The following is a 19,733-nucleotide window of genomic DNA, read 5'->3' on the forward strand; positions in this document are numbered from 1 at the left end:
AGCTAAGAATTAACCGTTGTTTGCTTGCTTCGCTAGCTCAGCGGCTTTTTTCTTTGCGCGTTTAGCGGCGTCTTTTTCAGCCAGTTTTTTCAGACCTGCTTTGGTATAAGCCGTACCTGTCGCATGGGCAATGTCACGAATCACGTCCCACTCTTCTTTGTAGCTGATTGGCGAGAAACGGTCTGCACCTTTGAATGATGCACTCATCTCTGGAGTAAAGCGGTAGCTAAAGAAGGCTTCGTTGATCTTCTCTACTAGCTCTGGCTTTAAATTATAAGCGTAACCGAAAGCAGACGTTGGGAAACGTGGGCTACGGTAGATGATCTTCAGTTCAGAATCGTCGACACGGCCAGCAGCCACCATACGATCGTATACATCAGATGCCACAGGTGCTGCATCATAGTCTCCGTTGAATACACCGAGAATCGACTGGTCATGCTTACCTGAGTAAAGTACTTTGTAGTCTTCATCTGGCACTAACCCTTTAGCAGGGAATAGTGCACGAGGAGCTAGGTTACCAGAGTTTGATGATGCAGAAGTGTGTGCAACCTTTTTGCCTTTTAGATCAGCCATAGTATTGATACCGCTGTCTTTGCGCACAATGGTGATCAGGTTGTAGCCTTGGAAGCCAGACTCATCGCCCTTCACAGCAATAGGAACGTAACCTGCTAGGTTAACTGCGTAACCAGTTGGGCCAGTAGAGAAACCAGCAACATGCAATCGACCAGAACGCATCGCTTCTACTTGTGCAGAGTTCGAGTGCACGGTGTAGTAGATCACTCGCTTACCCGTGATCTTGCTTAAGTGAGCTTGGAAGTCGGCAAACGCATCTTTGTATAACGCAGGATCTTCTACCGGTGTGTAGGTAAACACAAGTGTGCTTGGATCATTCCACTCATCTGGGTTCTTTGGTGAATCTGCCACCAAATCTTGGTTTTCATCACAGTATCGATCGTCTAACACACCACGGCTAGAGCAGTCGCTTGCCATAGCCATTGAAGGAAGTAGTAATGAGCTAGCGATTAACAGTCCTTTAACACTGATTTTCATATTCAAACCTTACTTTTACTTATTGTTGAAAGTCACCTTCACTATTGCAGTCTTTGTGCCAGGTTTTTATTCAAATAATTTCAATAACTTAAATAAAAAACCAAATTCAACAATAAGTTTTGAGTCATTAATGTCCAACCTAGAAGTCGGCATTTGGGTCATTTATGTCCCACCAATTTCAGTGGTAAAAAAAGAGCCCGAAGGCTCTTTGGTTCACTGCTTTTTCTCTTATTATTCTTTGGCCAATAGCCATCTATACAAACACTATCATTAGCGATGTAACAGTTCTCTCAGAATAGCCTAAGCGTCGCTGTCCATGCAGTTAGCGTAGTAGGTTACCGTTGCAGGCCAGTCACTGAATACGCCCATTACACCCACATCTTGCGCCAGTACATCGAGCATTTTCATCATATCGCCATCATTGTTTATGCCATCTTTCACACTCTTGTAGTACCAACCGCCGCCTTGCGCGAGTGGGCCTGAACGCTCAAGTGTCCATGCGATAATCTCAAGATCTGCATCCTTAGCAAGCTTCGCGTAGTTTGACGCAACCAATTCGTTATTCTTGTCTAGCTCAACCAAAGCAAACAGAGGTGGCGCGATGATATTCACACCCGCATCGTGCAGCTCTTTCATGTTCTCCACAGACGCAACAAAGTCCGCTAGCTCATAAACACGGTCATCAAGATAAACGGCTTGTTTTCCGAACTTCGGTGTTTCTTTGATCCAATACTTCACATCATCCAAGTTGAATGACTGCAGATAAGTCTCTGAAGGCTCAAAACCTGCCTCTTTCAGTTCGTCCACCAGCTTTTGCGCGTACATTTCTTGGCTGAAACCATTGAAAGGCATTTCGACCGCCGCAGATTTCAGCTCAGGCGTTACCTTCACGCCGTGCTCTTTAAATAGTGCTGCACTTTCTGCGTGCGTCATCAGTGTCCCTGTTTGGCTGTAAAGGTCAGTTCTCCAACCCGGTGTGCCATTCATGTACTCTTCGACAGTAGTCGCTTTCGGATTCGCGCCATCCATTTTCCCTTTAAGCGTCTTAAACTCTGCCAACGTGAAATCAGAAGTACGACACTCAACCTGAGCATCTTCACCTGTCGCTGGGTTCGCAGGTTTAAATGGAACTGAACATTTCTTAGCAAGATCAGGGTGTGCCAAGACATCTGTTGTGGTGTGCAGATCACTTTGCGAGTGACGGCATACCAACGCTTTATCTTTAGTAAAAGTGACATCACACTCAACGACACCCGCCCCCATCTGAATGGCAGCTAAGTAGGATTCCTTAGTGTGCTCAGGAAACTGCATTGCAGCTCCGCGGTGCCCAATAGAAAAATCGCTACGATGAAAAGGCCCTTCGCTACAACTCAGCAGCTTGGTTTTCAAAGGGCTCTCATCCATATTGTTGACTAAAAAGAGGGGACGAGGTCCTAGGTTTGCTGACTCTGTAGCTGCCCATGCTGTCATTGAGCTAACGCCAATAATCAGAGCAATCGAGCCTTTCAGTATTTGCTTCATGTTTGTATCTCCTTGCAACAAGCAATTATTTTTCTAACTTCCTTAATTCGGTCATTCCGATCTTCTCTAAGATGACCTCATGTGGGCTGATGCCACAATGTAGGGATTGCACGCTTTGTGCCAAATATTAAAACTCTTTTATTACAATCACTTGAAACCGTTAGTCATTCAACTAAATGATAAATGGGTCATTGTTGTCTTGTGCTTTTTTTTCGGTTTTCTCTTTTGGCTTTGGTTTGCTACTTGGTAACCAACTTCGCGAGTTAAGCCTTGAAACTCTCTTTATCCAATTGATGCTTCTTCATTTTTCGATAAAGCGTTTTGCGTGGTAGATTCAGCTTGCTCGAGACCTCATTGATATTGCCTGCACTCTCTATCAACGCTTCAGTCAGTACATTCCTTTCGTACTGCTCCATCTGTTTTTCAAAGGCGAAGTCTTCTCCTATTGATTCACAAATTGGTGATTGGAGATCGAAGCCATCACCGACAATGCCAAGTACAAATCGGTCGGCGACATTACGTAATTCACGCACGTTACCGGGCCATTCGTGTCGACATAGTTGCTGAATCTGCTCAGGGTAAATCGTTGATGGGCGTGTCTTGTATTTGTGGCTCGCTTGAATCACAAAATGACGGAACAACACCTGAATGTCTTCTTTACGTTGACGCAATGCGGGAAGGTTTAAGCTAGCAATATTAAGGCGATAGAAGAGATCGGCCCTGAACTCACCCGATTCACTCAAGCTCGCGAGATCAGCTTTGCTGGCGGCTACCACCAGGATATCAACCGGGATTAACTCGTTACCACCAACGCGCTCAATCATTCGCTCTTGAATGACGCGCAACAGCTTAATTTGCACGGCAATCGGCATGCTTTCAATTTCATCGAGAAACAGAGTCCCGCCATTGGCTTGTTCTATTTTGCCGATGCGTTTTTTGTTGGCACTGGTAAACGAACCCGCTTCGTGACCAAACAGTTCACTCTCAATAATACTCTCGGTCATGCCACCGCAGTTTATCGCGACAAACGGCTTTGCCTTACGACGGCTAAATTGATGCAACGCGCGAGCAATTACCTCTTTTCCAGTTCCAGTCTCACCATTAATAATGGTATCAACCCCAGTATGAGACAGCGCGAGCACCTGCTTACGTATGGTGTCCATCGCTTGGGATTGGCCGATAACCACAGATTCAATGGGTAGTTCCGTATCCTGATCGTCGTCTAACGTTGCAGGGCTGTTGTGCTGACATTGTGTCAACGCCAAATCTAACTTCTCCACCAACTCACTGGCATTAAGCGGCTTTTCCAGAAAATCGAAAGCACCCAACTTCATCGCCTCTATCGCCATGGGGATATCACCATGCCCACTCATCAGTAACACAGGAACGTTAGCTGCCCTATGTTGGATTGAGCTAAGTAGAGTCAAGCCGTCTACTTGTGGCATTCTCACATCACACAACACCACCGACTGACTGTTTGCCTTGAGTGATTTAAGACCAAGGTTTGGGTCGGTAAAGCTAGTGACGCTAAACCCTTCGAGCTCCAACATTTCACTCACTGCTTCAACAACGTCTGTTTCATCGTCGATAAGAACTATGTGTTTTTCTGAAGTCATGAGTCTGTGCCTTTTGGTAGAGTGACGATAAAGGTGGTGCCTTGGTGTTCAACTGATTCCACGTGAATCGAGCCGCCAAAGTCTTTAATTATGTTGTATGCGATAGACAAACCGAGCCCAAGCCCCTTACCTGTTGTCTTACGGGTATAAAATGGGTCGAACAGATAAGGGATGTCCTCTTCGGGTATCCCTAACCCATTATCCTTCACTGCAATTTGAATCGTGTTCGAATGCTCTTGAGTGGAGATGCTGAGCAGAGGCTGCTCCCTATGTTCAACGGCGTCTAAAGCATTGCTGATCAAATTCACCAGTACCTGCTCCAAACGAATGCTGTTGGCACGAACCATTTGGTCACTCTGTGGGGAATACTGAATCGAGACCCTACTTTGCCTAGTTTCAAACAAGTCGATAGCATCACCAATCACCTTTACCAGTTTTACGTTATCAATCTTGCCGTCGCTCTTACGTGAGAAAGCTTTCAAGTGACGGGTGATGGCCGCCACCTTATCTAGCAGCACTTCAATCTTTTGAAGATTCTCTTCGGCTCTATCTGGTCTTTGCTTACCTAACCACAATTGAGCGCTTCGAACATGGCTGTTTACCGCAGTTAGTGGTTGATTGATCTCGTGAGTGATTCCAACACTTAATTGCCCCAACGCTGCCAGTTTCCCTGCTTGGATTAACTCATCTTGAGTAACACGCAGTTTGGCTTCGGCTAGGGTTCGCTCTTCTACTTCGGCCTCTAATTTTCGATTGGTTTGTTTCACGACTTTGGCCGTTGTCTGGAATACCTTTAGGTACTTGGCCATTTGTGTCACTTCGTCTTTGCCACGAATCGAAACTTCGGTATCTAAATGGCCGGTAGAAATTGCAAACATGTTGTCTTTAAGCTGTAAAAGCCTTTCCAAAATGCTCTTACGCACGTAGAACCATGAAATAGCCGCTGCAGCCAGTACGCTGAACAAAGAAAGGAAAAGAGAGAGTTGTTGGTTCGATTGTAACGACAGCTGAGCCTGCTGAATCGACTGATCAATATTGCGGTTCACTTGGCTAGTATTACGCTCGATCTGCACAGTTAATTGGTTAAGATGCTCACGGCTGTTTTGCAGGAAATACTGCTCTTGATAAAGATGATCGAGCGCTTTGTTTTTCAGCCCATACAAGCTGCTATCACTTGAAGCTAGGTTGTAAATTACGGTGAGTTGGTGATCTAATTGGGGAAACTTGCTTCTTAAATCACCATTTACCCAAAGCTGCCACCACTCTTCTCCAACCTGCCCTAGTCGTAAGCTGGTGTAATCCAACTCATTAAAGCTAGAGTCGTTATACAGCTTTTCGACCAAGCCTAATTGGTAATACAGCAGGGATTTTAACTGCGTGTATTGGATCTGGTCTTTGGCTGATTCAGGTAAGCTATCGAGTGAATCACTGGCTTGCTGCAATAGAGGATAAAAGCCTTCAAGCAAATTACGAAGTTCTTGATTGAGTTGTTCTGACTCAATCTCACTTTGATACAACAGGCTCAGGCTATTATTAACTTGGGCGATAAGATCTTTAAAGTAGGCGTGATAATCAGGGAATTGAACCATAACACTATTCATTACTGATATAGCCTCTTCAATTTTAAGCATCGCCTGTTTGCGCTCTAAATTGGAGTCTGCGTCACTGAGTTGTGATGAGGTGGTGATAATCACTCGCACCATGTCGTTCAAGCGTGCAGCGTTATCTAAGGCAGGGATTTCACTCTCTTTTAATTCGACAAGCCTTTGATTTAGGTTGTCAAAGGTGAAGCTGGAAACAACCGAAAGGAAGATGGTGGTCATCGATAACATGGCCAATGCCAACACCAAGCGCAGTTCAATGCCTTTCCAACCAAACCACCTACGACGGGGAATTTTGATCGGAAATGGACGTTCAAAACGAACCTTACTATCTATCACCTCTGAGACACGACTACTCACTCGCCCCACCTTATTCTCATCAAAAAACCAACAGGAAAGGTCAATGATTCAATCAGTTAGGTGGTCAACCTGACTTAAAGCCACTTCAAATAGTTTTAGAGAAACTATGAAAACAAGAGTAATCATTAACATTTCACATAAAACACCATAACAATTATTTTATAAAGCTTGAGCTGCCTGTTTTGCGATAATAGAAAGTGACCTCACCGACAGAAACGTGATTACTCTATCAATACTAACCAGTAGAGGAGAATTAATAACTCTCGATCAAATAATAAAACTCTCATGTAATTAGTCAGTTAAGGCTTATTGACGCAAAAAAAATCGCACAAGCTTTCACTCATGCGATTTCATTTAGATTGTTGCTCCAACTAGACAGTGCTAAACCATCTCAGAGAATGATCATCCCATCTCGATAAGTCAGTGCTGGCGAAACATCTTGCCCAAGTAATACAGGACCGTCGAGGTCGACAATTTCAGATTGAACCGCGATAGGCAGCGCTGCACGCATCGCCAATGAAGTACCGAGCATACAACCCGACATCAGAGTAAATCCGAGCCTTTGCGCTTCTTCGGCGAGTGCTAATGCCTCTGTTAAACCACCGGTTTTATCTAGTTTGATGTTGACCATTTCATACTTGCCTAACAAAGATGAAAGTTGTGAAGTAGTATGGCAGCTTTCATCAGCACACAGTGGAATCGGATGCTTGATGTGTGCCAGCGAGGCATCATGCTGCTGTGGTAAAGGCTGTTCGATCATCGCAATGTCAAACTCAGCCAGTTGATTAAACAGCTCTTCAAGGTTGAGCCCTGTCCACGCTTCATTGGCATCCAGTACAATTTGAACACCTTCGGCAGCTTCTCGTACCGCACGAACACGTTCAATCACCTGCTCGCCATCCAGCTTTACTTTCAGTAATTTCGCGCCATTCTCCACATAGTCATGCGCTTGTATTGCCATTGCTTCTGGCGTGCCAATAGAGACCGTCATTGCGGTAACCATTTGCTCTGGCAACTCAAACAAGCTATTTGGGAATAACTGATCATTTTGCTTCGCTTCAAATTCCCAAAGCGCACAATCGACAGCATTACGCGCCGCCCCTCCAGGTAATAAAGACAGAAGGTGCTCTCTTAGCTCTGCGGGATCGGTCATGCCTCGCTCAAACATGGCTTCAAGTGCGCTAGACGCCTGTTGGATTTGCGCTAGTACAGACTCCGATGACTCGCCATAGCGTGGGTAAGGCGTACACTCGCCTTGCGCTTGTTTGCCGTCATGTTCAATGTAAACACGAACAACGTGACACTCAGTACGGCTGCCTCGAGATATTCGGAAAGGCGTTTGCATCGCGATAGTAATGGATTCTGCTGTAATCTTCATAATTTCACTCGGTTGATGTTCGCTTTAACAAATGGAAACGTAGAATTGATGAAACCGTTAAAGTGAATGTCGCAAATGATCAGTAATATGTTGTACACCAAAACGAACAGAATCCGTCACTGGTACTTGATAAAGTGTGGTCCATTCTTGGCACAATATTTCAGCCTCTTCAATGCTAATCGCCGATGTGTTCAGGCAGATACCCACCAGCTTCACATCTGGATTTGTCAGTCTCGCGGCTTGTAAGTTAGCTTCAATGGTCTGTTCAATCGTTGGCAATTGCGCGTGAGGAAGGTTGCGAATATGTGGTCGCCCTACTTCGTGACACAACACCAAAGCATCAGCTTGTGCACCATGCAACAAACCCAAACTCACTCCAGCAAAAGACGGATTAAACAAAGAGCCTTGCCCTTCAATGATGTCCCACTCGTGGTCGGCAAAATCGGGGCTAATCGCTTCGACCGCGCCGGAAATAAAATCCGCAACCACAGCATCAATCGAAATTCCGCTGCCTTCAATCAAGATACCTGTCTGGCCTGTCGCTTTAAACTGAGCTGATGTGCCCGCTTCTTTAAGCGACTTCTCAATGGCCAACGCCGAAAACATTTTCCCGACCGAGCAATCCGTTCCTACCGTTAGAAGACGCTTACCTTGACGAGGTTTACCATTACCCACGTTCAGGTCACCATCAAAATGGCGTACATCATGAAGCTTAGTCAATCCTCGCTGTTGCATGTCAGCAAGCGGTGAAAATTCACTCAGCCGTTGGTGCATTCCAGATGCAATCTCAAATCCCATTTCTGCTGCTGCCAATATGGTTGGCTGCCACGAATCAGGAATAACACCGCCAGGGTTCGCAGTACCAATCACTAGAGTTTTAGCACCCTGCGTTTGTGCCTCTTGCAAAGTCATATCGGTTAAGCCAAGAGAAACCGTTTCGTCTGTTAAACGCAGTTGGCCTAGACAGATTTCTGGTCGCCATTGGTGAATACCACGGGCTGTTTTTGCGGCCAATGGGTCAGTAACATCCCCAAGAAAAAGAAGGTAAGGTTGAGCGATAGACATGAGCATTCCTAATTAATAAGTCCTTGTATGGAATTACTTTAATTAAGAAGTTAAAGGCTGCCGAATACCTATTTATCGACACCCTATAACCTTAGGTTATAGGGTGAATATTGCTCTTCAATGAAGTGATGAACTGCTTAACAGAAATAGACTGAGGAGTGTGCTCTGCGCAAAGCATCGAAACCGAGAATTGAATATCAGGTTGCAATGGCAACACACAAATCGACTCATCGTTTTGACAGTGCTCCGCAGTCCAAGGGTCGACAATCGCAAACCCCGCTTGATGCTTGACGAGCTCTGCCGCTGCGCTATAGCTACGAACTGTAATAGGATGATGATAACGGCTATCACGAGCAGAAAGATTCTGATGGAGAAGCAAGCCAATAGGGTCTCGGCTATCAAGTCCAATGATCGGTAAAGGGTGTTCGATAAGCTCTTCGAAGGTCGGCGCTTCAGATAACGATTCAGCCATGCCTGCCGGAATTAACACTCTAAGAGATTGAACCAACAACACTTCACTTAATATCGCAGGCGGCGTTTCATCGCCAAAAGCAATCGCAATATCAAGTTCATGCTTGAGTAAACCTTCACACAACTCATCTCGGTTTGCGGTCAGCAATTCAAACGAAAGCCTTTGTGTGCCGGACTGTTGATCCCGTGACATCTGAGCTACTACCGGAGTCAGCAATTTGGTGGCAAGGATAGGAGGCGCGCCAATACGTAAGTGCTGTTGCCCTTGTTTGACTTTATTGGTCAGAGAGCGAAATTGCCCCAATTGCTGATACACCTTCTCGGCTTCTGGCAGTAGCGCTTTGGCTTCAATGGTAGGAACTAAACGCCCTTTCACCCGTTCGAATAATCCAAACCCAAGCTGCTGCTCAGTATGAGCTAGAATACGAGTAACGTTGGGCTGAGAAACATGCAGATTACGTGCAGCACCAGATACCGTGCCTGTCTGCATAATGGCGTAAAAGACTTCCAGTTGTCTTAGGTTCAAATCAGTATCCTTTGGATTCACAAGCTAGATTAAGCAGCTAGAGATACTAGCATATAGCAAGTATGCATCCAGATAGAATGACACCAAATACAAAAAATCGCATAGGCCCCCACCCATGCGATTTTTATTTAAAATCCTCTCAGTAAAGTAAGGGTTACTTCCCCAAAACAACCATCACTTTACGTTTTTTATCTCCAGAGAAAGGACGACGACCATGCATAGCAAGGTTATTGTCAACTAGCGCTACATCGCCAGCCTGCCAGTTAAGGTCGAATGACAACTCTTCGGAGATCTTAGAAATCGTCTCTAAAAATGATTTAGGAATTTCAGAATCATCTCCAAAGCACAGTGCTTTTACAGGGTTTTCTTTAACGCCTTCCCACCCCTCAAATGCGGCGATAATTTGGTTGAAGAACACTTTACGACCGTCAGCGACCGTTTTGATCCCAGCTAAAGCCCCCGTTTGAGCCAGCAAATCACCATTGTCTTGCCATGTCCACGTGTAACCTAGCTCTTTCAATTTAGCTTCAGCTTGTTGCTCGTTTTCCACGCTTAGGGTACTTAGCCAACTACGACCTTGTGCTGACTCAGCACTGTCACCACCCTGCATAGTCGTTGTGTACTTAATTCCAACTTCTTCTAGCTTATTTGTTAGTTCAGGCTCAACTTTGATTAGCTCGTTGTAGATCATATCTGAACGACATAATACGGTTGCTCCGCCCTGCTCTGCCGGACTCTCACAAAATAATGAAATACGGTTTGGATAAATAGGTGTTTGTGCCATTTCGTTGTGCAAGTTAATCGCAACTTCTTTAGGTCCTTCATTGGCTGTGAAGACTAGCTCGGTAAAGTTGATACGCACTGCATTCGACAATGACTCTTTATACGTAAAGTTCTCATAACCGAACGATGCAAAAAATGCATCATAGCTTTCAGCATCAACAACAGGGAAACCACGAAACAGAATAGCCCCTGTGCACAGTAGCTCTGCTTCCAAGTGCTCACGGTGCTCTTCAATCCATGCTTTCGCTTCTGCTAGTGTTGTCACTGAGCCATCGTTTTCAATGATCGTTGGAAAATTGCTTACTTCGAACTCTAGTGTTTCTGTGATTTTATTTAATACACCCATGATTAGTCCCTTAATCGTAAATTGGTGAAAAGTGGTTGAACGCAGCTTCGCAGAAATCGCCAGGATCATTGAATCGGCGGTTAATGTTCAAAGCTGAAATTGACTCCATTTCGCGCTCTGTTAGCTCGAAATCGAAAATAGAAAGATTCTCTTTCAAACGCTCCACTTTTGAGCTTTTAGGTATGATGGTGCAACCACGCTGCACTCCCCAACGCAACGCAACCTGAGCGGGTGTTTTTCCATGCTCTTTCGCCGCATTTACTACAACTTCTTGCTCCAAAACAGATTCCAGTTTGTCTGCCATATTGAGCTCTAGGTACGATAAAGCGCCAAGTGGAGAGAAGGTTGTTACCGAGATACCATAGCCTTTCGTAAGCTTAATCAAACGCTCTTGCGTTAAGTATGGGTGAGACTCAATTTGTAATTCACTAGGCTTAATCTTTGCGTAAGCCATTAAGTCATTCAGCAAACCTGAATTGTAGTTACATACGCCAATGTTCTTTACTAGCCCGGCTTCAGCCAGTTCTTCCATTGCTTGCCAAGTTTCGAACAAAGGCACTGGCTCAATCATCATCTTCGGCTCATCCGCTTGAGGATCAAAGATCCACTCTGGCGGGTAACGAGTTTCAAATGGAACATAGGGCTGTGCGATTGGAAAATGCACAAGATAAGAATCTAAGTAATCCACTCCAAGGTCTTGAAGTGTGCGCTCTAAAGCTGGACGCACGTGTTCTTTCTTATGGTAGGTATTCCAAAGCTTTGACGTTATCCAAAGATCCTCACGCTTCACTATGCCATCTTCAATCGCGCGCTTAATACCCAGGCCCACTTCTTTCTCGTTACCATAGTCACATGCGCTATCAAGTAATCGATAACCAATTTTAATCGCGTTATAAACCGTTTCGGCACATTGATCTTTTTCAATCTTCCACAACCCTAAACCTACTTTAGGGATTCCGTAGTTGTCGCTCATTGTTCTTCCTTTTTACTTATGGCGCTCTATTTTTATTTTTGAGCTTATTTTAGATATGACTTTACTGCCAGGCTTAAGCATTAAACTACCGCCTGTCTATTTGTTTTGTTTTTATTAACTAGTTAATGTGTTACTGCCCTGATATTTTTCTTATTTCATCGGCAATAACATGAACATTCAAAAATACAACTTGGATATGATTATCTGGTAGTCGGATAAAACCGAGAGCACCTTGTCGTCGCAATAAGCTTTCATTAACTGTTTCAATATCTTTCACTTGTATACGTAATCGAGTAGCACAATTATCAATATGCCCTTCAACGATATTATCGACACCACCAAGGCCTGAAATTATCTTATTTGCTTTGGCTGTCAGGTTACCTTTATCTCTGATCATATTAATCTCACAGTTAAAACGACATGATTTAAGATCAATACTTCACATAGAAGCCAAGTATCGCTCTATAAGATATTTATTAAATTAAACTGGGGTTACTTCATCGAAACTTCATAAGAAGCATTGATCTGAGCTTCACAAGTCTGGATTTCAGATTGGAAACGTTCTAGCCACTGCTTGCCTTCAGCATCTGCATTGTTTGCCCAGTTATCAACAACCGGTTGAGTCGCGTCTTTGAACGCCTGTTTTTCCGCAGCAGTTGGGTTATAGATCTCGCCGTCCGCTTTCTTGAACTCTTCGTAAGACGTGTATTCATTATGTTTAGGGTAAGACATCAGGTATTGCTGCTGTGCTTGAATACCATCAAGTACAACTTTCTTTAATTCAGGAGAAAGTGATTTAAACTTCATATCTGACATTAGCCATGCACCGCCCATGTAGGCGTGACCGTCCAATGTTAGGTAATCTAGGCTTTCATGGAATCGACTTTGAATAATATCAACAATACCATTCTTAGTACCTTCTACAACACCTGTAGATAGCGCTGTGTATACCTCTGGCCATGCGATTGGTGTTGGTGAGCCGTCAAGCTGCTTAACCAAATCTTGCTGTACTTTTGCAGGAACCGTACGAATCTTCATGCCTTTTACATCTTCAGGGGTTTTGATTGGCTTCTTCGTTGTCGCAAAGTTACGCCAGCCACCAGAGTTCGCAACCATCATTAGGCGTACGTTTGGAGCCTTTTTAAGAACGTTAGCGCGAACGTCAGAGATGAACTTATCATTACCGTAAACACACTCAGCCACGCGGTCATTCGGTAGTAGGTATGGAAGGTCAAATGACTCAGCCGGTTTCCAGTAATAAGCAATCTCAGAAACTGTCGTCGGGAAGTAGTCAAACATGCCAGCTTGTACGCCCGCAATACACTCTTTACCTGAACCACATAATTGACCTGACCCATAAATTTTAACTTTAATTTCACCATTTGAACGTGTCTCTAGGTGATTTTTAAGTACCAATAATGATTGGTGGTTATAACTTTCAGGTGAAGTTAGATGAACCACATTAAATTCAGTTGCTGAATATACTGCACCAGATGTTAATAATGCAGCAGCAGTTGCTAAGTTGATTATTGTTTTCTTCATAATATGTACCAGTGTAGGGTTTATTTACAGCATCAGTAAGTGCTGCATTTATATTGTTATTGGTTAGTGATTTTATTAAAAATATTTATTCTATTCTCGGCTATCACATAATCCCAAATAATTGAGGGAGACCTATTACTAATTGAGGGAAGCATGAGATAACAAAAATAAGAGCCATCTCTACAACTAGGAATGGAATTATCTTCTTAGAAATTTCAGAAACTGAAACTTTTGAAACGCCAGATGCGACAAACAAAACCAAGCCCATTGGTGGTGTCGCTAAACCGATTGACAGGTTTGCACACATCACAACACCAAAGTGAACTGGGTCGATACCCGCACTGATCATAATTGGCGCAAATATCGGAGCGAAAATTAGAATTGCAGGGCCCGCATCTAAGAACATACCGATAGCGAACAATAGAACGTTAATAATTGCGAAGAGTAAGTACGGATTGTCCGTAATACCGTTCATAAAATCGGCGACCATGTTCGATACACCAGACAAGCTGATGAGTGAAGCAAAGCCACTCGCGGCCGCAACAATAATTAAGATAGACGCTGCGTTTACCGCGACTTTGGCAAACAGTGCGTATGTTGCTTTTACATTGGTTACTCGAATGATAAACAAAGACACACAGATTGCATAAGCCACTGCAACTGCTGCCGCTTCTGTTGGAGTGAATATGCCTCCATAAATACCGCCTAAAATAATAACCGGTGTCATCAATGGAAGAATCGCGAGTTTGAACGCTTGGTGACGCTCCATTGCCGGTGCACGCTCCATTGGCTGTACCGCCGGGTACTTGCGAATCTGGTAGCGATTCATCAGCATCAAACCAATACAGAAAATGATGCCTGGAGTCACACCCGCTAGGAACATTGCAGCAACCGATGTGTTCATCACAAACGCGTAAATAAGCATGATGCCAGAAGGTGGGATGATATTGCCTAACACAGTTGCTGCCGCAGTCAGCGCTGCTGAATAGCCGGTGTCGTAGTTATATTTTTTCATTTCTGGAATTAGCATTCCGCCAATCGCAGAAGTTGCCGCTACCGCAGAACCAGTTAGCGCACCGAAAATAGTTGCAGCAAGAATCACCACGTGCCCTAAGCCGCCACGAAGGTGCTGAACCATGGTTTGAGCAAAAGCAATGATACGTGGTGTGATGCCACCGGCCGTCATGCATTCGCCAGCTAACATAAAAAACGGCAGAGCTAAAAGTAAAAAGCTGTCTAGCCCCGAATACAAACGCTGATAGAGCATGTTAGCAAACAGCATTTGATCATTTTGAAACAGTGTGATGATTGGTGACAGTCCCAGAGTGAACAGAACAGGGACACCTACAATCAATAACGCAAGAAAATATACTAAGAAAATTGGGGAAACCATGTCCTACTCCTTATGACGCAGATTTCAATTCAAACTGTTCTTCTTGATCAGCTGAATCATCTTCGGTTTGACAAGATTCCAGCATCTCTGCGGTTTTACTTGTCTGAGATACATCTTCAAAGTCACCCAGGATGGCGCGCACGCAAGCAACACTTTTTTGTAGCGCGTACAACATAGTCACAACCATCATGACCGGTGGTGCGATGTACACGAAGTACATTTGGATAGGCAAACTGTCTGCCATCACCGAACCTGTATTGAAGAACGTCCAACCGAATTTAATCCAAACGGAGAACACAAGAATCGCTGCGATATGACCTAAAAGAGATAACAGAGCGAAGAAACGAGGGGACTTCTTCTCGACAATTTCAGTCACAAAAGTCATCGCAATATTTTTATCAGTTAGGTACACGAATGGCAGGCACAGATAAGTCATATAGATCATCAGGAATCGAGAAGATTCATCCGTCCAACTTAATGGAACATTGAATACATAACGGAACAGCACTTGCGCTACTACGATCACAGTCATCAAAAGCAGTAAGATACCGGCCGTATGACGGAGCAACTTAGCTAGAGGAGTTGTTATCGTATTCAATGCTTTTTCAATGGCTCTTAACATAGAATCACCATAATAATTATTATTGGTCTATTTATAAAACGACACACGGTTTATTGGGTGTGTATTGATAACTCAGTTAATAATTTAGAACCGTGATATTTTTCACACAGATAAATAATGTGTCGTTTTTGTAGGGTTTATGTCACATAAGTGACAATCTATGCCTTGCCGTTTGAACCAAACAGACGAATTTTGTGTTGTACAACTTCTTTCATTGAAGAGATACCCGTGTTCATAACGTCAGCAAGAATGTAGTCTTTTTCATTGTCTTTCCAATGTGCTTGAACACCGTGGATAAAGCCTTGGCGTAATTCAGTATCGACATTTATTTTTGCTACGCCACGCTTAACCGCTTCCATTACTTGGTCATCAGGTACGCCTGAACCACCGTGCAATACGATCGGTTTTTTCACAGCTTCTTTAATTTCTGACAAACGATCAAACTTAAGCTCAGGTGTTGTTTTATATACACCGTGAGCAGTACCAATAGAGACAGCTAAGTAGTCAACACCTGTACGCTCAGAGAAATCTAATGCTTCTTCGACCGTAGTGATCATCGCGTCTTTCTCATCAACGGTGATGTCATCTTCTGTTCCACCAATCTTACCGATCTCACCTTCAGCCCCAAGGCCCAAGGCATTAGCAACATCAACAACCGCTTTAGTGATACGGATATTCTCTTCGAATGGAAGCGCTGAACCATCAAACATTAGCGATTGGAAATCACGTGTCGCCGCTTCCATACATTGTTCGAATTTACGGCTGTGATCTAAGTGGATACAGATTGGAACAGAAATTTGATGATGTTGAATCAGTGAATCTACTGCATCACGCAATGGTTTCATGCCCATTTCATTAATTGCTTTTTGACCAATCTGAATCATGATTGGCGACTGTTCTTCTTGAGCTGCCAACAATACTGCTTTAATCGTTTCTAAGTTGTGAGCTGTGAATGCACCGATAGCGTAGCCATTGTTCCACGCTTCTTTGATCATTGTTTTTCCAGACACGTAAGGCATTAGGTTGTTCCTTTTTTATTCATTTGTTTGTTCGTTGTTGTAGTTAAATTATCAGCCACTAGCTTTCATTTCTGTTAGTTATGTATCACTTTTCAACACAAATGGACAAAAATAAACAAAATGAGTCCTAAGCCACATATTAAATGATCAAGTAAAATGAAAATGAGTGAAAAGTCTTTGAGCAAAAAAAAGGTGACAGCCAAAAGCCATCACCTTCTAAAAGTTTTCTAGTTAGCCTAAACGCTAGACCTTTCTCTAGTTAACACCATGGTCAAGTAAGCCTGCAGCGAGAGCCGGTGCTAAGCCAGGTGTTAATGGAAGCCTAGGGATCACTAAGCAGTGCATTAAATGATAAATATCTTGCTTACCATCCCACACCTTGCTGGTCCCAGCTTGATTGTTTGTGTCCAGTTCTTGCCACCATGAGCATCCCTCGTAATCAATCAGGTATGTACGGCAGTAATCCCACCAAGTTTGGTAAAACTCTTCGTATTTTTTGTCACCCGTCACTGTATACAGCGCATAAGCTGTACCGATTGCTTCTACTGGTGCCCATCGAATACGCTCACGAACCACTGGCTTTCCGTCCCAATCAACGGAATAAACAAAACCTGGTGCACCATCGACAGACCACGCATCACGGACGGTTGCATCGAATAAGCCTATTGCATCCTCAAGCAGCCAGTCAGGGGTGTTCGCACCAATCTCTAATAAAGTCGCGCGAAGGTGGCAGATTAAACGCCCCCACTCGATCCAGTGACCCGGCGTACCACCGTAAGCTCGGAAATGGCTTGCTGGCGTTTCTTTGTTGTAATCTGGCAGCGGGTTCCACTCAGAATCAAAGTGTTCATTTACGCGGTAATGAAGACCTTTTGCCGTTTTATTGATCATAAATTCAGTAATATTAAGCGCACGGTCTAACCATTTTTTGTCTTTCGTTACATCGTAAACAATCAGGAATGCTTCAACCGAGTGCATTGCAGCATTACCCCCTCGGTAGTCTTCAGTCTCTGAGAACGTTTCATCCCAAGACTCAAAGCACATCTGCTTTTCTTCGCTCCAAAAGTGATTTTCGTACACGTTAATCGCTTCATCTAGTAACGCTTGTGCACGAGGGTGACCTGTTGTCGCAGCACTCGCAGCAGCTAACAGTACGAATGCGTGTTGATACCCTTGCTTAGACGCATCAACGATACCTTCACCTTCATTATCTATAGTCGCGTACCAGCCACCGTGCTTGTTATCTTTTAGAGGTCCTTCTAAGGCAGCAATACCATGCTCAACAAGGTCATAGGCACCAGGTCTCCCCATCAAAGCAGCTAACGAATAACAGTGCAGCATGCGCGCGGTAATCCAAAGGCGGGTTCCCATCTCATCGCGGATATTACCGTTATTGCCTACCCAACCAAATCCGTTAGATACGACAGATTTTCTTCCAAATTCAAAAATACGATCTGTTTCAGTTTCCAACCAAGAGTTATGAGATTTGGTATTGATCCATTTCATACGATCTTTCCTCGTTATTATTTTTTATTGCTGCTGAAACTATCAGGCAGCGGATTTGAATTCTGTTAGCTAAGTTCTACTTATTACAAAACCAATCAAAATTGGACATTCTTGATCACCAGCACACAACCAATGACCAGAAGCAATCCATGTACGATGTGGTGATAGTTAATTTTGTATTTCTGTAAGAAGTGGTATCCGACCATGCCACTTGTCATTCCGACTAAAAATGCCGGCATTGCCGATCCAACGAGACTGCTGACCTCTGATGTAATAAGCCCTTCAGTCCAAAAACTGGCTATCGCACCTATCATCTGTAGCATGAAGAAGAACACTAGTGTCGATTTAGCCTGATCTGCAGTCCAAGGCTGCATTGAGGTATACGCAATAACCGGGGGCCCCGCTTCACCAACGCTTGCCCCAAGCACGCCAGAAGCAAACCCTGTTCCCATAGTGACAGGCACTGAAGTTTTGGAGAACGCAGGTTTCGTGCTACGCATGGAGTGAATACTCGATAAAATCAGCACAATACCCATCGTTATTAAAATGTATTGAGATGGCAGGCTAGCCAACAACTTAGCACCCACAAATGACGCAGGTAACGAACCCGCTACGAGAATCAGACCAGCTTTATACTGAATCGAGTGACGCATTTTCCACACAATCGGGAATGTTACTAACCAACCGAAAATTCCCGCGATCGGCACCGCCATCTTTGCGTCGACAACGAGCGAGAGTAACGGCACAGAAACAAGAGCAAGGCCAAACCCGGTCAAGCCTTGCGTAAAGCCCCCTAATGCGATGATCAGGGAGACTAATATGACAGTCATATCCATAGTAGCGTCCTAATGAAGGGCGATGGTTCACCCTAATATGGTTATTGAAAGGAGGTATTACTTCACTGAGAAGCGATGGAGTGTTTTCTCTTCAAACACATCACCAGGGTTTAGCCGAACACTTGGAAAGTGAGGTTGATTTGGGCTATCTGGGAAATGTTGTGTTTCTAAACACATCCCTTCAAATGATTGATATTGATGACCATTTCGACCTAGCCAAGTATTATTGGATAACTTCGAAGCGTTGTAGAACTGAACCGCAGGTTGCGTAGTTAACACTGTCATTACTCGGCCGCTTTTTGGGTCGTAAAGCTCCGCAGCATAATGGTACTCACCTTCATTATTAGACTGGTCGAGAATAAAGTTATGGTCATAGGCTCCATCGAGCACTTTCTTTTTGTTGTCACCGATGACCATCGAAGACGTAAAATCTAAACCCGTATCTTTAACACTCAGCACTTCCCCTGTCGGGATCATATCTTCAGTTGCCGGTGTATAAAATTGAGAGAATAACGTGAGGTGATGGTTATCGACTGAGCCCGAATCGTGACCACCAAGATTGTAGTAACCATGATTGACTAGGTTGACTACCGTAGGCTTGTCAGTGGTTGCTTTGAAGTTATAGTGAATCTGATTCAATTCATCTAAACCAATGGTATGCGTGACATCCATAGTGCCACCATAACCAGCTTCACCATCCGGTGAGGTTCGGCTTAGATGTATATAAACCGCTTCGGGTTGCTGTTCGACTGCATAATTCCATACATATTTGTCGAACCCCCGGATGCCACCATGCAGGTGTGTACGCGACTGCTCATTGGTATCAAGTTGGAAGACCTCACCATCAAGCTCGTAACGCCCGTCTTTAATACGATTGGCAAAACGCCCCGCCACCGCACCAAAAAAAGGATGCCCGGCAAGGTATTTATCTAGGGTTTCATAACCCAATACCACGTCAGCCTTATTGCCTTCTCTATCCGGAGTTTCTATCGATGTAACAATACAACCGAAATTAGTCAGCTGTACCTTCATACCTTGACTGTTTTCTAGGGTAAATAGCTTAACGGGCATCGCTTGACCATCTACTTGCCCCCAGTTTTCGACATCTAGTTTCACGTTATTGTC

Annotated in this window: 17 protein-coding genes; all 17 read right to left on the minus strand. The window is 44.1% G+C overall.

Annotated features, from left to right (window positions below; genetic code table 11):
• Positions 1–9: 9 nt before the first annotated feature.
• Positions 10–1,050, minus strand: a complete 1,041-nt coding sequence (phnD, locus tag OCV56_RS20460; RefSeq protein WP_008216587.1) for a phosphate/phosphite/phosphonate ABC transporter substrate-binding protein — start codon at positions 1,048–1,050, stop codon at positions 10–12.
• A 300-nt stretch (positions 1,051–1,350) separates the two neighbouring features.
• Complete coding sequence (locus tag OCV56_RS20465) at positions 1,351–2,571, minus strand: glycerophosphodiester phosphodiesterase family protein (RefSeq protein WP_086714301.1); 1,221 nt, start codon at positions 2,569–2,571, stop codon at positions 1,351–1,353.
• 263 nt (positions 2,572–2,834) lie between these two features.
• Entirely contained in the window at positions 2,835–4,187 is a 1,353-nt protein-coding gene (locus OCV56_RS20470; protein WP_086714302.1) for a sigma-54-dependent transcriptional regulator, read from the minus strand.
• Positions 4,184–6,157: an ATP-binding protein gene (locus OCV56_RS20475; protein ID WP_086714303.1), complete on the minus strand. Its 1,974-nt coding sequence runs from the start codon at positions 6,155–6,157 to the stop codon at positions 4,184–4,186. Before OCV56_RS20475 ends, OCV56_RS20470 begins: the two co-directional genes overlap by 4 nt.
• Before the next feature lie 382 nt (positions 6,158–6,539).
• Positions 6,540–7,526, minus strand: coding sequence for an N-acetyl-D-Glu racemase DgcA (gene dgcA / locus OCV56_RS20480; RefSeq protein ID WP_086714304.1), 987 nt, complete (start codon positions 7,524–7,526; stop codon positions 6,540–6,542).
• Positions 7,527–7,583: 57 nt separating this feature from the next.
• The gene (gene dgcN, locus OCV56_RS20485) at positions 7,584–8,591 is read right to left on the minus strand and encodes an N-acetyltransferase DgcN (RefSeq protein WP_086714305.1); all 1,008 of its coding nucleotides are present in this window, start codon (positions 8,589–8,591) and stop codon (positions 7,584–7,586) included.
• A 91-nt stretch (positions 8,592–8,682) separates the two neighbouring features.
• Positions 8,683–9,588: a LysR family transcriptional regulator gene (locus OCV56_RS20490; RefSeq protein ID WP_086714306.1), complete on the minus strand. Its 906-nt coding sequence runs from the start codon at positions 9,586–9,588 to the stop codon at positions 8,683–8,685.
• A gap of 154 nt (positions 9,589–9,742) precedes the next feature.
• Entirely contained in the window at positions 9,743–10,717 is a 975-nt protein-coding gene (locus tag OCV56_RS20495; RefSeq protein WP_086714307.1) for a TauD/TfdA family dioxygenase, read from the minus strand.
• Between the two features lie 10 nt (positions 10,718–10,727).
• On the minus strand, positions 10,728–11,690 hold the full coding sequence (locus OCV56_RS20500; RefSeq protein ID WP_086714308.1) for an aldo/keto reductase: 963 nt from the start codon (positions 11,688–11,690) through the stop codon (positions 10,728–10,730).
• 130 nt (positions 11,691–11,820) lie between these two features.
• Positions 11,821–12,087, minus strand: a complete 267-nt coding sequence (locus OCV56_RS20505; RefSeq protein WP_060981082.1) for a PTS transporter subunit EIIB — start codon at positions 12,085–12,087, stop codon at positions 11,821–11,823.
• A gap of 95 nt (positions 12,088–12,182) precedes the next feature.
• A complete protein-coding gene (locus OCV56_RS20510) occupies positions 12,183–13,232 on the minus strand; it encodes a TRAP transporter substrate-binding protein (RefSeq protein ID WP_086714309.1) in 1,050 nt (349 codons plus the stop codon).
• A gap of 103 nt (positions 13,233–13,335) precedes the next feature.
• Entirely contained in the window at positions 13,336–14,625 is a 1,290-nt protein-coding gene (locus OCV56_RS20515; protein ID WP_060981080.1) for a TRAP transporter large permease, read from the minus strand.
• A 10-nt stretch (positions 14,626–14,635) separates the two neighbouring features.
• A complete protein-coding gene (locus OCV56_RS20520) occupies positions 14,636–15,247 on the minus strand; it encodes a TRAP transporter small permease (protein ID WP_060981079.1) in 612 nt (203 codons plus the stop codon).
• A 158-nt stretch (positions 15,248–15,405) separates the two neighbouring features.
• Positions 15,406–16,266 carry a class II fructose-bisphosphate aldolase gene (locus OCV56_RS20525; protein WP_060981078.1) on the minus strand — a complete coding sequence of 287 codons (861 nt, stop codon included), beginning with the start codon at positions 16,264–16,266 and terminating at the stop codon, positions 15,406–15,408.
• A gap of 255 nt (positions 16,267–16,521) precedes the next feature.
• A complete protein-coding gene (locus tag OCV56_RS20530) occupies positions 16,522–17,772 on the minus strand; it encodes an AGE family epimerase/isomerase (RefSeq protein ID WP_086714310.1) in 1,251 nt (416 codons plus the stop codon).
• Positions 17,773–17,867: 95 nt separating this feature from the next.
• Positions 17,868–18,608: a sulfite exporter TauE/SafE family protein gene (locus OCV56_RS20535; protein ID WP_086714311.1), complete on the minus strand. Its 741-nt coding sequence runs from the start codon at positions 18,606–18,608 to the stop codon at positions 17,868–17,870.
• A 57-nt stretch (positions 18,609–18,665) separates the two neighbouring features.
• Positions 18,666–19,724 carry an aldose epimerase family protein gene (locus OCV56_RS20540; protein WP_086714312.1) on the minus strand — a complete coding sequence of 353 codons (1,059 nt, stop codon included), beginning with the start codon at positions 19,722–19,724 and terminating at the stop codon, positions 18,666–18,668.
• Positions 19,725–19,733: the final 9 nt, after the last annotated feature.

Source organism: Vibrio gigantis, from assembly GCF_024347515.1.
GTDB lineage: Bacteria > Pseudomonadota > Gammaproteobacteria > Enterobacterales > Vibrionaceae > Vibrio > Vibrio gigantis.

Bases quoted from the DNA above. Each gene is read 5' to 3' on its own strand.
- OCV56_RS20505 (WP_060981082.1), bottom strand. From the start codon at position 12,087: ATGATCAGAGATAAAGGTAACCTGACAGCCAAAGCAAATAAGATAATT.
- dgcA (WP_086714304.1), bottom strand. From the start codon at position 7,526: ATGAAGATTACAGCAGAATCCATTACTATCGCGATGCAAACGCCTTTC.
- OCV56_RS20510 (WP_086714309.1), bottom strand. From the start codon at position 13,232: ATGAAGAAAACAATAATCAACTTAGCAACTGCTGCTGCATTATTAACA.
- phnD (WP_008216587.1), bottom strand. From the start codon at position 1,050: ATGAAAATCAGTGTTAAAGGACTGTTAATCGCTAGCTCATTACTACTT.
- dgcN (WP_086714305.1), bottom strand. From the start codon at position 8,591: ATGTCTATCGCTCAACCTTACCTTCTTTTTCTTGGGGATGTTACTGAC.
- OCV56_RS20515 (WP_060981080.1), bottom strand. From the start codon at position 14,625: ATGGTTTCCCCAATTTTCTTAGTATATTTTCTTGCGTTATTGATTGTA.
- OCV56_RS20525 (WP_060981078.1), bottom strand. From the start codon at position 16,266: ATGCCTTACGTGTCTGGAAAAACAATGATCAAAGAAGCGTGGAACAAT.
- OCV56_RS20465 (WP_086714301.1), bottom strand. From the start codon at position 2,571: ATGAAGCAAATACTGAAAGGCTCGATTGCTCTGATTATTGGCGTTAGC.
- OCV56_RS20520 (WP_060981079.1), bottom strand. From the start codon at position 15,247: ATGTTAAGAGCCATTGAAAAAGCATTGAATACGATAACAACTCCTCTA.
- OCV56_RS20500 (WP_086714308.1), bottom strand. From the start codon at position 11,690: ATGAGCGACAACTACGGAATCCCTAAAGTAGGTTTAGGGTTGTGGAAG.
- OCV56_RS20470 (WP_086714302.1), bottom strand. From the start codon at position 4,187: ATGACTTCAGAAAAACACATAGTTCTTATCGACGATGAAACAGACGTT.
- OCV56_RS20535 (WP_086714311.1), bottom strand. From the start codon at position 18,608: ATGGATATGACTGTCATATTAGTCTCCCTGATCATCGCATTAGGGGGC.
- OCV56_RS20530 (WP_086714310.1), bottom strand. From the start codon at position 17,772: ATGAAATGGATCAATACCAAATCTCATAACTCTTGGTTGGAAACTGAA.
- OCV56_RS20495 (WP_086714307.1), bottom strand. From the start codon at position 10,717: ATGGGTGTATTAAATAAAATCACAGAAACACTAGAGTTCGAAGTAAGC.